Annotated in this window: 12 protein-coding genes and 3 pseudogenes; 5 read left to right on the top strand and 10 right to left on the bottom strand. The window is 66.3% G+C overall.

Translation table 11 applies throughout. The annotated features are described in order from the left end of the window. A pseudogene (locus AC5Y4F_RS07875) lies at positions 1–312 on the bottom strand (hypothetical protein); the annotation flags it as partial. Continuing rightward, a pseudogene (locus AC5Y4F_RS07880) lies at positions 296–717 on the bottom strand (helix-turn-helix domain-containing protein); the annotation flags it as partial. The pseudogenes AC5Y4F_RS07875 and AC5Y4F_RS07880, both read right to left, overlap by 17 nt. A 254-nt stretch (positions 718–971) precedes the next feature. Between AC5Y4F_RS07880 and AC5Y4F_RS07885 the strand changes: the two are divergent. Then, on the top strand, positions 972–2,459 hold the full coding sequence (locus tag AC5Y4F_RS07885) for an FAD-dependent oxidoreductase (protein ID WP_067938143.1): 1,488 nt from the start codon (positions 972–974) through the stop codon (positions 2,457–2,459). Between the two features lie 60 nt (positions 2,460–2,519). Here AC5Y4F_RS07885 and AC5Y4F_RS07890 read toward each other — a convergent pair whose 3' ends face one another. The 3 genes from AC5Y4F_RS07890 to AC5Y4F_RS07900 are packed head-to-tail and all read right to left on the bottom strand — an operon-like array spanning position 2,520 to position 5,311. Beyond that, on the bottom strand, positions 2,520–3,029 hold the full coding sequence (locus AC5Y4F_RS07890; RefSeq protein ID WP_067938141.1) for a DUF302 domain-containing protein: 510 nt from the start codon (positions 3,027–3,029) through the stop codon (positions 2,520–2,522). Positions 3,030–3,035: 6 nt separating this feature from the next. Beyond that, positions 3,036–4,124: an NmrA family NAD(P)-binding protein gene (locus AC5Y4F_RS07895; RefSeq protein WP_067938140.1), complete on the bottom strand. Its 1,089-nt coding sequence runs from the start codon at positions 4,122–4,124 to the stop codon at positions 3,036–3,038. A gap of 8 nt (positions 4,125–4,132) precedes the next feature. Continuing rightward, positions 4,133–5,311, bottom strand: coding sequence for a thiolase family protein (locus AC5Y4F_RS07900; protein ID WP_067938138.1), 1,179 nt, complete (start codon positions 5,309–5,311; stop codon positions 4,133–4,135). Positions 5,312–5,408: 97 nt separating this feature from the next. Here AC5Y4F_RS07900 and AC5Y4F_RS07905 point away from each other — a divergent pair, with 97 nt between their 5' ends. Continuing rightward, complete coding sequence (locus AC5Y4F_RS07905; RefSeq protein WP_067938136.1) at positions 5,409–5,885, top strand: winged helix-turn-helix transcriptional regulator; 477 nt, start codon at positions 5,409–5,411, stop codon at positions 5,883–5,885. Here the strand turns inward: AC5Y4F_RS07905 and rsgA are convergent. Together rsgA and aroA are read right to left on the bottom strand one after the other, a co-directional pair. Further along, complete coding sequence (rsgA, locus tag AC5Y4F_RS07910) at positions 5,869–6,864, bottom strand: ribosome small subunit-dependent GTPase A (RefSeq protein WP_499995904.1); 996 nt, start codon at positions 6,862–6,864, stop codon at positions 5,869–5,871. The genes AC5Y4F_RS07905 and rsgA overlap by 17 nt on opposite strands. Beyond that, positions 6,861–8,144: a 3-phosphoshikimate 1-carboxyvinyltransferase gene (aroA, locus tag AC5Y4F_RS07915; protein ID WP_067938133.1), complete on the bottom strand. Its 1,284-nt coding sequence runs from the start codon at positions 8,142–8,144 to the stop codon at positions 6,861–6,863. Before aroA ends, rsgA begins: the two co-directional genes overlap by 4 nt. Positions 8,145–8,188: 44 nt before the next feature. Here aroA and AC5Y4F_RS07920 point away from each other — a divergent pair, with 44 nt between their 5' ends. Further along, positions 8,189–8,953, top strand: coding sequence for an SOS response-associated peptidase (locus AC5Y4F_RS07920; RefSeq protein ID WP_499995906.1), 765 nt, complete (start codon positions 8,189–8,191; stop codon positions 8,951–8,953). Here AC5Y4F_RS07920 and AC5Y4F_RS07925 read toward each other — a convergent pair. The 3 genes from AC5Y4F_RS07925 to AC5Y4F_RS07935 all read right to left on the bottom strand — a co-directional run bounded on the left by AC5Y4F_RS07925 (position 8,950) and on the right by AC5Y4F_RS07935 (position 11,408). Further along, the gene (locus tag AC5Y4F_RS07925; RefSeq protein ID WP_067938131.1) at positions 8,950–10,353 is read right to left on the bottom strand and encodes an HNH endonuclease signature motif containing protein; all 1,404 of its coding nucleotides are present in this window, start codon (positions 10,351–10,353) and stop codon (positions 8,950–8,952) included. The two genes, AC5Y4F_RS07920 and AC5Y4F_RS07925, sit on opposite strands and share 4 nt — an antisense overlap. 147 nt (positions 10,354–10,500) lie before the next feature. Further along, positions 10,501–11,175 carry a TetR/AcrR family transcriptional regulator gene (locus tag AC5Y4F_RS07930; RefSeq protein ID WP_499995907.1) on the bottom strand — a complete coding sequence of 225 codons (675 nt, stop codon included), beginning with the start codon at positions 11,173–11,175 and terminating at the stop codon, positions 10,501–10,503. Beyond that, a complete protein-coding gene (locus AC5Y4F_RS07935) occupies positions 11,124–11,408 on the bottom strand; it encodes an SDR family oxidoreductase (protein ID WP_499995909.1) in 285 nt (94 codons plus the stop codon). The genes AC5Y4F_RS07930 and AC5Y4F_RS07935 overlap by 52 nt, the downstream gene beginning before the upstream one ends. Before the next feature lie 62 nt (positions 11,409–11,470). Between AC5Y4F_RS07935 and AC5Y4F_RS07940 the strand changes: the two are divergent. Continuing rightward, positions 11,471–12,299 (top strand): annotated as a pseudogene (locus AC5Y4F_RS07940) (MBL fold metallo-hydrolase). After that, positions 12,296–13,045, top strand: coding sequence for an SDR family NAD(P)-dependent oxidoreductase (locus AC5Y4F_RS07945; protein ID WP_067938130.1), 750 nt, complete (start codon positions 12,296–12,298; stop codon positions 13,043–13,045). The pseudogene AC5Y4F_RS07940 and the gene AC5Y4F_RS07945 overlap by 4 nt, the downstream one beginning before the upstream one ends. The last annotated feature ends 4 nt before the right edge of the window (positions 13,046–13,049 follow it).

A 13,049-nucleotide genomic window follows, 5' to 3' on the forward strand; every position in this document is an offset into this window, starting at 1 on the left:
TCAGGGGCGTGTGACGAGGTAGGTCTCGTTGTTCAGGTCGGCGGTGAGTTCCTCGACATCGAAGGGGCGGTCCAGCCTTGCGTGCAACGCCTTCGGATCGGTCAGCAAGCTTATTTCCGCGGTTTGATGGGCGAAGAGTCGGCCGATCAGTGGATAGATTCGACGCATGATCGCTCGCTCTGCCGATGTGCAGCGCGACGCGCAGTAGCCGACGTGGCCGATTTCGTCGGTGAGGATTTCGCTGTAGAGAAGTTCGATTCGTTGCGCGACTTCCGGTTCGTCGGCGAAAAGCCTTCTGCCGGCGCGGCGTATGCGCGAACTCGTCTTCTACCCGACGGGTGGAGAAGAAGTGCAATCCGAGCATGTCCCGAAAAACCGTTTGACCCAAGCGGCTTTCGGCGCTGAGCACATGATGCACGAGTTGGGAGAGCACCGACGCCAGATCGCCCTTGGCGTCACCGAGTTCACTGATGATCCGGGTCTCATCGACACGTTCCGCGTCGATGAGCACATGCTCCTTCGTCGCGAAGTGGAAATAGAACGTCCCTCGGGCCACGCCCGCGTCGGCGACGATCGCGCTGACATCGGCCGCGGGCGCTCCTCGCCGCGAGATCTCCGCCAGCGCCGCGTCGAACAGGCGGGGGTTTTTAGGCGTCGCGCCTGGCGGACTCCCGCGGCCGGCGATCGGGTCGCGGACGGCGCCGGGGGTGACCCCATGGAGGCACGGTACGCCAATTCACTGATAGTCGTCAATGACGGGTGTCAGCGAGGTGCATTGCCAAACCGATGATCTCGGCGTTACCAGGGCGATGACGTCTGCCAGCGGTACTAACCCGACGCCACTCGCGCGCTGCGCGTTCAGGTCGCAGGTCACCCAGCCGGCGGCGCCGCCAACTTTGCGTAGCCGATTACGCTATCGAGCGCCGAAGCGCGGGCGCATGATTGTTACCGGTGCAAGGAAAGGTGGTCCGATGTCCGCGTCCCAGCCCCTACCGGTAGAGACCTGCGACGTTTGCATCGTCGGAGCAGGCGTCGCCGGGCTGAATGCTCTGTTCGCCGCGAGCCGTTACCTGTCACCGGACAACAAGGTGATCCTGATCGATCGTCGGGCGCGCGTCGGCGGCATGTGGGTCGACGTGTACCCGTATGTGCGGCTGCACCAACCGCACCCGATGTTCACCGCGGGCAACATCGCGTGGACCATCGGCAAGGATCGCGCCTACCTGGCAACCAAAGGCGAGGTGCTCGACCATTTTCAGCACTGCATGGACGTGATAAGGGAACGCGTACGGGTGGACGAGTACTTCGGCTGGGACTTCGAGTCCGGGGACGAAACGAACGGCATCGTGCGGGTCACCGCCAGGGCCGCCGACGGCCGGACTCTCGCCGTCGAGGCCAAGCGACTGATCAAGGCCTATGGCCTGGGAATCACGCCGAACGAACCGCTTGACATCTCCAGCACACGCATCCATTCCGTGTCTCCCGACTACTGCGACGTCCGGGCGGGCGACATCAGCGAAAGTGATGCGCCGGTGTGGATCATCGGTGGCGGAAAAACCGCGATGGACACCGCGCATGTGTTGATCACTGCGTATCCCGGGCGGGAGGTGAACCTCGTAGCAGGACGGGGAACTTTTTTCTCCAACCGCGACAGCCTGTTTCCGTGCGGTACCGGTCGCTGGTGGAAGGGCACCCCGCCGGCGGCCGTCGCCACGCGGCTGAGTCGCCGGTACGACGGCACGAACGAATCAGACGTCCAGGGTTGGTACCGAGGCACCCATGGCACGTTCTTGACCCCTCAGGCGGACAACTTTGTGTTGGGAGTGTTATCTGAGGCTGAGAACCGCACCATCTCCGCGGGGCTAAACGATGTCGTCATGGACTATTTCGCGGATGCAGTCGATCACAACGACACGACCGAGTTGGTGTTCCGGAGCGGATCCACGAAGACGATTCAACCGGGCAGCTGGGTCGTCAACTGCACCGGATATGTCAAATTTCCGGTCGAAACCGCGTACGAGCCTTACGTTTCGCCTGGCGGCGCAATCGTTTCCATCAACGTGCAGTCCGCCGTGCTGCACTTGCCCGCGTTCATGGGATACTTCCTGGGGCATCTGCTGTTGTTGGACAAGCTCAGTGACGTCCCGCTCTACGAAATCGACTGGAAGAAACTGAGGCAGAAGGCGCCGGTGGCATTTCCGTACGTGCTGTTCGCGCTCGTCCAGCACAACCTGAGTCTGATCTACGACAACGTGCCCAGGCGCGTATTCGAGGAAAACAACCTCGATTTCGACAAGTGGTACCCGCTACCGCGCCGCCTGCCAGGTCTGGCGCGGTTCGTGCTCACGCACCGCCGGGAACGCGAACGCCAGCGCCGTGTTCTTGACACTGTCCGGGAGCGTTTCGATATCCGCTGCGGCCCACTGGGCCAGGAGTTTGCACCCAGCGTCACAACGTAACTGGGCGAAAGGCTAGCCCGGTTCGCTCGATGGTGGTGGCGTTGACCATTCCGCCACAAATCACGACCCGCCGGCAACCTTTTCGACCAGCGCAGCCAACTTCGCATCGAGTTGCTCTGCGGCGCTCAGCAATTCGGGATTTGACTCAACCACCATCAGCGACGACGGCTTGACGTAGGTCAAGCTGCTGTGGCCCTCGCCCTCGTCGGCGAGCAGCAGCTCCACCGGGGCGAACAAGCCGGCCTTGATGTCATGGCGCAGCATGGTGATCGCGATCAGCGGGTTGCCGAGGATCACACGTATCGCTTTGCGGTCGATGCCGGCCTTCGTGATCCAGGCGCCGTGGTCAAGCGTGCCGAACAACATGAATCCGCTTGGTCCGACGTGAGGTTCGACGCGCGCTTGATACGATTTCCAGTCGCCGGTGGCCGTTGCAATGTCGTCGATCGGCACCGGCTGCTCGCCGATGTCGGCAAGCAGCGCAGCGAGGAGCTCGTCATAGTTCTTGGTGCTGTCGTAGCGCACCCGCACGCCGTCGAAGCGGATTTCGCGGGGATCAGAGGCGGACATCGTCGGCTACAGCTTCCCTAGCCGCTGGTCCTCGCCGATCTTGAGTATCGGGGTCCGATTCTCCGGCTGGATCCGCTCCCAAAGGCCGCCCCCACCCAGCTCCCTGGCAATTTGATCTTGACGCCTGAACCACTCCTCGGCATTCCTGATCCGGTTCGGGTGGATCTCATCGAGCAGCGCATAATCCCGTTTGACCACACGGTATTTCCAGAGATTCCAGAAGCCGGTGAAGTTGTCGCGTACGTTCATGGTGCTCTTGTCTTTCCGGTCAGCGTTGTATCCCGCGGGCGCGTCGGCGATGACGCTCAGTGGGCCGTCTCGCCAGTACGTGTCCAGGTCGGTGTCGACGTACCGCGCCGGATGCCCGGTAACCTTCTCGAACGCGGCGGCGAGATCGGCGTAGGCGACATCGTCGACAGCGACCTCGAGGTCCATGCCGTTCGCGCGCTCGGGATGGTCGAAAAGCCAACGCACATAGAAACCGCAGTCCTCGAGCGACACGTGCGGCACCGCCCCGTCGCCGAGTGGAACACGCCACGTCAGGACGCCGTTCTCCACGGTGGGGGTCATCGGCGTACCCGGCGAGATCACCATCTCGATGTAGGGACCCGAGGTGAACAGGGCCGCGCCCATCCGATCGCGATTCACTTGATTTTGGAACAGAATCCACTCGCCAACGCGGCCCTTACCGTCGTAGTGACCGGCGCGGAACCGAGAGTCGTATCCCGCCTTCTTCAGCCCGTAGTCGAGGTTCCCGTACACGAAGAACCTCACTTTTTCTTCGATGGCGATTTCGTAACTGCGGAGCGCCCAGTAGGTCTCGCTCTTCTCGCCCGCGTTGAACCCGTCGATGTTGACGAATGCTCCATCGCAACTGCGGAATCCCTCACGCAGCGTGGCTTCGTCAGCGAAGGATCCCTCGACGGCGGAGACGTTTTCCAGTTCAAGCAGTTCCCTGGCTCGCCGGCCGCCGACATCACGGGTGAGGAACCGAACCGAATACTTCTTGTCGGCGACGAGCGCGCCGATGACGGGCATGCCCTGGGCTCCGGTGCCGCCGACAACGAAGATGTTCGAGGTGGTGTGGGTCGACATTGGCCGGCTCACAGCCGCTCGATGATGGTGGCGTTGGCCATGCCGCCGCCCTCACACATCGTCTGCAGCCCATACCGACCGCCGCGCTGTTCCAGCGCGTTGACCAGCGTGGTCATGATGCGAGCACCGCTGGCGCCCAACGGGTGACCGATCGCGATCGCCCCGCCGTTGACGTTGGTCTTGGTCAGATCCGCGCCGGTGTCTTTCGCCCATGCGAGCACGACGGGCGCGAACGCCTCGTTCACCTCGAACAGATCGATGTCGGCGAGCGTCAACCCGGCGCGCCGTAACACCTTCTCGGTGGCCGGAATGACACCGGTCAACATGTACAGCGGGTCGGAGCCCACCACGGTGGTGGTGTGGATTCGCGCCAGCGGACGCAACCCCAGCTTCCGGGCGACCTCGCTACTGGTGATCAGCAGCGCCGCACTGCCGTCGGACAGCGGCGACGAATTGCCGGGTGTGATCTCCCAGTTGATCTGCGGGAAGCGGGCTTTGGCCGCGTCGCTGTAGAACGCCGGTTGCAACCCGGCCAGCGTCTCGACCGTGGTGCCCGGGCGGATGATCTCGTCGGTGGCCAGCCCGGCGACCGGAATGAGCTCGTTGTCGAACAGGCCTTCCTTGGTGGCGCGGGCGGCCTTCTCGTGGCTTCCCGCGGAGAACTCGTCGAGCTGGGCGCGCGAGAAGCCCCATTTCGCGGCGATCAGTTCGGCGCTGATGCCCTGCGGCACCAGCCCGTCGGGGTAGCGCCGTGTCATGTCCTCGCCCATCGGGTTGCTGCCCGGCAACACCTGGGTGCCCATCGGCACGCGGCTCATCGACTCCACGCCACCGGCGATGACCAGGTCGTAAGCACCGGCGATCACGCCTTGGGCGGCGAAGCTGATGGCCTGTTGGCTGCTGCCGCATTGGCGGTCGATCGTGACGCCGGGGACCGACTCGGGGAACCCCGCGCCCAGCAGGGCATTGCGCGCGATGTTGGCCGCCTGGTCGCCGACCTGGGTGACGGCCCCGGCGATGACATCGTCGACTTGCGCCGGATCGACGCCGGTGCGCGCCACCAACTCGCGCAGGCTGTGGGCCAGCAGATCTGCCGGCAGCACGTCGTGCAGCGCGCCACTGGCCTTGCCCTTGCCGATGGGGGTGCGGACGGCTCCGACGATGACGGCGTCGTGGACCTGGTTCATGACTCCTCCTCGAGCCCGATCGATCTAGGTATAGATCTCTATACCCAGATAAACACCTCGGTATGCTTAAAGCAACCCAGCTGCGGAGGTGATTTAGATGACACTGCTGCAAGGACCGCTGGCCGATCGCGATGCCTGGTCGGCGGTGGGCGAGTGCGCGATCGAGAAGACCATGGCGGTCGTCGGAACCAAATCCGCGATGCTGATCATGCGCGAGGCCTACTACGGCACCACCCGATTCGACGACTTCGCCCGACGGGTGGGCATCACCAAGGCCGCCACCTCGGCGCGGCTGAGCGAACTGGTCGGGCTGGGGTTGCTGCGGCGACAACCCTATCGGGAGCCCGGACAGCGCAGCCGTGACGAATACGTGCTCACCGATGCCGGCATCGATTTCATGCCGGTGGTGTGGGCGATGTTCGAGTGGGGGAGGCGTCACCTGCCGGGCCGCAATCGGTTGCGGCTGATCCACCTGGCCTGCGGCGCCGAGGCGGGCGTCGAAATCCGTTGCACCGAAGGCCATCTGGTGCCACCCGACGAACTCGGTATGCGACTGGCTAAGCAGTCTGGTTGAGCGCGGCCAGCAGCCGGCGCGCCGCGGCGACGCGGCGCGCGGCGGGGCCGGTCAGTGTGTCCAGGGCGCACTCGGGGTCGGCGGGCGGCCCCATGTGCCCGCAGCCGCGCGGGCAATCCGCAATAGCCTCGGCCAGGTCGGAAAACGCCATCATGACGTCGTCGGGCCGGATGTGCGCGAGCCCGAAGGATCGGATGCCCGGCGTGTCGATCACCCACCCGGTGGTGCCCAGCGGCTCCGTCAACGGCAGCGCCACCGACTGCGTCGAGGTGTGCCGTCCCCGGCCCATGCCGGTCACGTCGCCGACGGCGCGGTCCGCGTCGGGCACCAGGCGGTTGACCAAGGTGGACTTGCCGACGCCGGAATGCCCGAGCAGCACCGTGATCTTGCCCGCGAGCAGGTCCGCCACGGCGAGCAGGGGATCGTCGCGGCCCGCGGTGACCACCGTCAGGTCCAGGTCGACGAACTGCTCCGCGAACGGCTCCGGCGGGGCGAGGTCGGTCTTCGTCAGGCACAGGATGGGCGTGAGGCCGCCGGCATAGGCGGCGATCAGCGTCCGGTCCACCAGGCCGGTACGGGGTGGGGGGTCGGCCAGCGCCACCACGATCAGCAGCTGATCCGCGTTGGCGACCACAACCCGTTCGGTCGGATCGGTGTCATCGGCGGTGCGCCGCAACACCGTTCGGCGTTGGCCGCGGCGCACGATGCGGGCCAACGTGTCGGGTCGCCCGGATAGATCGCCGACCACGTCGACGTCGTCACCCACGACGATCGGAGTGCGGCCCAGTTCGCGGGCACGCATGGCAGTGACCCTGCGATCGACGTCGCCGCCCAGCACGCATCCCCACCGGCCCCGGTCGACGCTGACCACCATCGCGGCCTCCGCGTCGGCGTGCTCGGGGCGAGTCTTGGTCCGCGGTCGCGAGCCCCGGCCGGAGCGGACCTTGACGTCGGACTCGTCGTAGTCGCCTGGCCTCACATGCCGTGCTCCAGCATGCGGGCCCACAGCCGCGGGAAGTCCGGCAGCGTCTTGCTGGTGGCTCCGATGTCGTTCACTTCGACGCCGTCCACCCGCAGCCCGACGATCGCGCCAGCCATCGCCATCCGGTGGTCGGCATATGCGTGCCACACCCCGGAGCGCAGCGAAGTCGCGGTGATCACCAGGCCGTCGGACGTTTCCGCGCAATCGCCGCCCAGGCGATTGATCTCGGCGCTCAGTGCGGCGAGCCGATCGGTCTCGTGCCCCCGCAGGTGAGCGATGCCGGTGAGCCGCGACACCGATCCGGGCGTCGCCAGCGCCGCCAGGGCGGCCACCGACGGTGTCAGCTCGCCGACGTCGCGAAGGTCGACGTCGAAACCGCCGTACTCCCCGGACCCGCGCAACTCCAGATACGAATCGGTCTGCGTGACAACGGTGTTCAGCTTGCCCAACACCGACAGGATGTTCTCGGCGGGCTGCACGCTGTCGGCCGGCCAGCCGGTGATACGCACGGTGCCGCCGCTGACCACCGCCGCCGCCAGGAACGGAACGGCGTTCGTGAGGTCCGGCTCGACCTCCCAATGCCGCGCCGCGACCGGCCCCGGGCGCACCGTCCAGCGGTTGGGCACGGAGTCGTCGACGTCGACGCCCGCCTGACGCAACATCACCACCGTCATGGCGATGTGGGGCGCCGACGGCAACGCTGCGCCGGTATGCCGCACGGTCACTCCTTCGTCGAAGGAGGCGGCGCACAACAGCAACCCGGAAACGAATTGCGAGGAGGCCGAGGCGTCGAGTTCCACGGTGCCGCCGGTGATCGAACCGGCGCCCAGCACCCGGAACGGGAGACCGGAGCCGTCGATCCGGACGCCGAGCCCGCGCAGCGCGTTCAGCAGTGGCGCGATGGGCCGTGCCCGTGCCTGCTCGTCGCCGTCGAACTCCACCGCCGACTCGGCCAGCGCCGCCAGCGGCGGCACGAACCGCAGTACCGTGCCGGCCAGGCCGCAGTCGACTTGCGCCGGCTGCTCGGGTGCGACGCGACCGCTCACCGTCAGCTCCGTCTCGTCACCGTCCACCCGCAAGCCAAGGGTGCGCAGCGCCCCGATCATCAGGTCGGTGTCCCGGCTGCGCAGCGCCCCGCTGATGGTCGGGGTGCCCTGATCTTGGGCTGCCGCCAGCCCTGCGAGCACCAGCGCCCGGTTGGTCTGCGACTTCGAACCCGGAACGGTCACGGTCGCCCGCACGGGCTGCGAGGCCAAGGGGGCCGTCCAGGTACTCATCGCTCCATCATTGCGTGTCGCCGGTTTCTGCCACCATGGGATGCATGTGTGGACGGTTCGCGGTAACGACCGATCCGGCCTTGCTGGCCGAAAAGATCAACGCGATTGACGAGGCCACCGGCGCCGACCCGGGCTCCACCGCGCCCAACTACAACGTGGCCCCGACCTCGACCATCGCGACCGTCGTGAGCCGGCATTCCGAGCCCGACGACCAGCCGACGCGGCGGGTGCGGCTGATGCGCTGGGGTTTGGTGCCGCCGTGGGCCAAGGCCGGTTCCGATGGCGCGCCCGACACCAAGGGCCCGATGCTGATCAACGCCCGCGCGGACAAGGTCACCACGTCGCCCGCCTTCCGGACCAGCGCCAAGTCCAAGCGCTGCCTGATCCCAATGGACGGCTACTACGAATGGCGGGTCAACTCCGACGATGCGGCCGGCAAGAAGACCCGTAAGACGCCGTTCTTCATGTTCTCCGAGGACGGAGAGCCGCTGTTCATGGCGGGCCTGTGGTCGGTCTGGAAACCGGCCAAGGACGCTTCGCCGCTGTTGAGTTGCACGATCATCACCACCGATGCACCCGGGGAACTGGCCCAGATTCACGATCGGATGCCGCTGGTGATGCCCGAGCGGGACTGGGACCGGTGGTTGGACCCGGACGCCCCGATCGACGAGGACCTGCTGGCTCGCACGCCCGATGTGCGCGCGATCCGGATGCGCGAGGTGTCGACGTTGGTCAACAACGTCCGCAACAATGGCCCGCAGTTACTCGAGGCGGCCGAGCCGCAGCCCGAGCAGACGACGCTTCTTTAGCACGGTGGTCGTGCCGCCTCCGCGCTTCCGTCCTCCTCGTCGTCGCCATCGCGAAGGAGTTTCTCGGGGTGATGGAAGGTATTGATGCGCGGTCGGCCTCGGTCCAAGTGCGGGGGCGGGATCCATTCGGTATCACCTTTGGCATTCTTGCGGGTGGTCCAGCCCCCGGGGCGTAGGAGACGGTGCTGAGGTCCACATGCGAAGGTCAAGTCGTTGACATCGGTGGTATGACACTTGGACCAGTCGGTGACGTGATGCACTTCGCAGTAGTAGCCTTTCACGTCGCAGCCCGGTGCCGAGCAGCCGCGATCCTTGGCGTACAACACAATTCGCTGCCCGGGTGAGGCGAGCCGTTTGGTGTGATATAACGCCAGCGCCTTGCCCTTGTCGAAGACGGCCAGGTAATGACGGGCGTGGCGAGCCAGGCGGATCACATCGCTCATCGGCAGTATCGTGCCGCCGCCGGTCAGTCCCCTGCCGGCGGCGGCTTCGAGCTCATTGAGTGTGGTGGTGACGACGATCGAGGCCGGCAAGCCGTTGTGCTGACCCAACTTTCCGGAGGCAAGCAGTGCGCGCAGTCCTGCGTTGAGGCCGTCATGGTTGCGTTGCCCGGCTGATCGCGGGTCGCGGTCGATGGCGTCCTGGGTGGGTGTGCCGTCCACGCACGGCGTCTCATCGAGGGGATTGCACATGCCTGGTGCGGCCAGCTTGGCCAGCACGGCTTCCAGAGTGGCGCGCAATTCCGGCGTCAGCCATCCGCGAATCGCGGACATGCCGTCGGCTTCCTGGTGGCCGAAAGCCAAGCCGCGGCGGCGGGCTCGGTCCTCGTCGCTGAACGTACCGTCGGGGTTGAGGCAATCGGTCAGCGTGTCGGCCAGCCCGGCCAGCTGCTCGGGCCGATAGTGACTGCCTTGCTTGGCCAAGTCGGCTTCGGCGCGCTCCCGGGTGAGCTGGTCCACCCAGCCGGGCAGGTGATGCCAGAAGCGGCGGATCACGGCGACCTGCCCGGCTCCCAGTGTGCCCTCGCGCTGCGCCGCGGCGGTGCTCGCCAGTGCCGGCGCAATCGGCTCGCCGGTCAGTCCGTGGCGGGGTCCCAGGTCGGCGGCTTCTTTGATGCGCCGCGAGGCTTCGGCGCGGCTGATCAGGACCCGTTCGGCCAGCGCGTGGGACAGCTTGCCGCCGAGTTCGGCCGGGGTCGCTTGGCGTGCAACGTGATTGATCAATTGATGTTCGGCGGCCGGCAGCCGTCGGCGCACCTTCTCGCAGCGCTCCAAGAGAGCCAGGCACTCCCGCGGGGCCAACGCGTCGAAAGTCAGGTTCCCTACGCCGTCCAGCGCGTCATCGAGGGCATCGAAGGCCGCCGTGATCGCGTCCCGATCGATGATGCCGCCCGAACTCATACAGCGAAACTATCGGAGCCCACCGACAAAAAGCGCCGGCCGGCGACTCCTGAACCCACAGTGGCACAAGTGATTTCATTATGCGTTTTCCGTATGCGAAATGGGGCTAGTCTTTGCGGTTCAGCGGCCACCCGACTCCATCGGATGCTACGCGCGCTCAGCTCCCTTTGAGACGGCTTTGGCCACGGCTTCCAGCAGGCGGCCGAGTTGCTCGGCGTCCCCGACGTCGCGGTCTCCGGCGGCCAGTCGGGTGAAGACGCCGACGATGAACGTGGTGACGGCGGTGGTCTGCGCGGCCAGCAGCGTGGGATTTTCGGTCTCCGGTTGCAGGTGGGCGATGGCATCGCGGGCCATGCCGTTGATCCGGGCGACGAACACCTGCGACGTTTCGGCCAGACCGGGATCGCGTGCGGCGGCGAGCAGCAGTTCGTGGCGCGCTCTGTTGAGCATGAGACCAGGTCCGTCGGCCTGAATCATGGTGAGCCGGGCCAGGTGTGCGAAGGGCGAGAGCGGGTCGACCGGCTCGTCGATTACCGACTGCAGGTTGACGATATCGATCTGCGCGACGCGCTTGCCGACGCCGCGCAGCAGGGCGGCGCGGTAGTAGTACGACGTGGTGCCTTCGGGCACGCCGGCGACGCGGTAGACCTGCCCGTGCGTCAATCCGCGCGAGCCTTGCTCGGCCAGCACCCGGATCGCGGCATCGCACAGGTCGCGGCGACGTTCATCCCCGTTGCGTTTCCGGGATCTGCTGGTGGCCGTGACCGTCCTCAGCGCAGCACCGCGCCGCCGTCGACGTTGACGACCTGACCGTTGATCCATTCGCCTTCGGCGGAGAGCAGGAAGGCGACCAACGCGGCGACGTCGCCGGGATCGCCGACGCGGGGCCCGCGGATGCGCTTGAGCGCGGCAGTCTGCTGCGCGGCGTCGACGGCGACGTCACCGACCACCACCCGGCAGCCCTGCTCGCCTAGGCGGGTGGCTGCGGCCGCCCCGAGGCCGGTTGTGCCGCCAGCGATGATCGCCACCTTCTCAGCCAGACCGCGCAGTCCCATGAGCGCCCCCTCCGCATCGAAAATGTTGACTTAACCTCTAGAACTGAAGAGGATCGCCAGTCATGGCAGGCTTTCATCGGGAGCGTCCTGGAGTAGGTGACCTCTCGGCGGCGACGGACACACCCGCGCAGCCCCTGGGCGACGGCGTCTGGATGTCGCCCGGCGTCTCCAACTCCTACGCGGTCGCCACCGATGACGGGCGGGTGATCGTCAACACCGGACTGGTCTTCGAAGGGCCCGTGCACCGCAAGGCTTTTGGCGACGTGGCCGGTCCCGCTTGAGCCATCATCGTCACCCAAGGACACGCCGATCACTGGGGCGGGGTGAACTCGCTGCGTCACGAGGGCACCCAAGTGGTGATGCACCCGCGGGGGATCGGTATCGTGATCCGATCCTTTACATCGAGTCGCTGAGCACGGTGCTGGAATATGGACCCCGGCAGCTGATCACGCGCCACCTCGATCCCATCGAGGGCGCCGATCGTATCGCCGAAGAGGTCACCGCGATGCGCGACGCAATGCATGCAGTGCACGACCGGACCGCCGAATTGATGAATTCCGGCGCCGACATCCACCCGGCCATGCGCGATGTCAAAGTGCCCGAGCACCTTGACATCGGCGAGGGTTACGGCAAGACCTCCTGGAACGTGCGGGCCATTTGGGAAATGTACACAGGCTGGTTCCGGCATCACTCCACCACCGAACTGTATGGCGTGCCGGCGGATTCGGTTGCCGCCGACGTGGTGAGCGCCGCCGGCGCCGGCGCACTGGTACACGCGGCCCGGGCTCACCTGGCCGCCGAGGCGCACGAGGACCCTTGGCCGGCACCGACAACTTCTGGGAGAAGGCCTGGCTCACCAAGTCGATCAATGAATTGAGGACGACCGAATGAACACCGTCACCTTCGATTTCACCGGCGCCCACGTGCTGGTGACCGGCGGCACCAGCGGCATCGGCAACGCGGTCGCCGCCGCCTTCGCCGGCGCGGGGGCCGCCGTCACGGTGACCGGCACCCGCGGTTCGGTCGCGGACTATCCCGAAACCGAGCTGGGCGCGTTCACCTACCGCCAGTGTCAGATCCAGGATCCTGAATCGGTTGACGCCCTGGCGGATTCGATGGGTGACCTGGACATCCTGATCAACAACGCGGGCGGCCCCTATCCCGCCGGCGACGAATACGACCCGGAGGGCTACGTCGCGTCGGTGACGCAGAACATGCTCGGGCCCATGCGGCTGACCATGCGCTGTCATGAGCGCCTCAAGTCCAGCCAGGCGCCGGGCGGCGCGAGCGTCGTCAGCGTGGTCTCGATGTCCGCCTTCCGCTCGGCGGTCTTCGTCCCGGGCTACGCCTCATCGAAGATGGGACTGGTCGCCCTGACCATGAACCTGTCCCGCCGCTGGGCCGACGACGGGATCCGGGTCAACGCGATCGCGCCCGGGTTCATCGACACCCGAATGACGCGTCCGGCCATGGGAATTCCCGAGGTGATGGACGTCGAGATCGGATTCCACACCCCGTTGGGCAGGCCCGGTACTCCCCAGGACTGCGCCGGCGCGGCGCTGTTCTTGTGTACCGACGCCGCCTCGTACATCACCGGCAGCACCATCGCCGTCGACGGCGGATACCTGACGGTCTAGCGCG

Source organism: Mycobacterium sp. NGS56 (assembly GCF_059812425.1).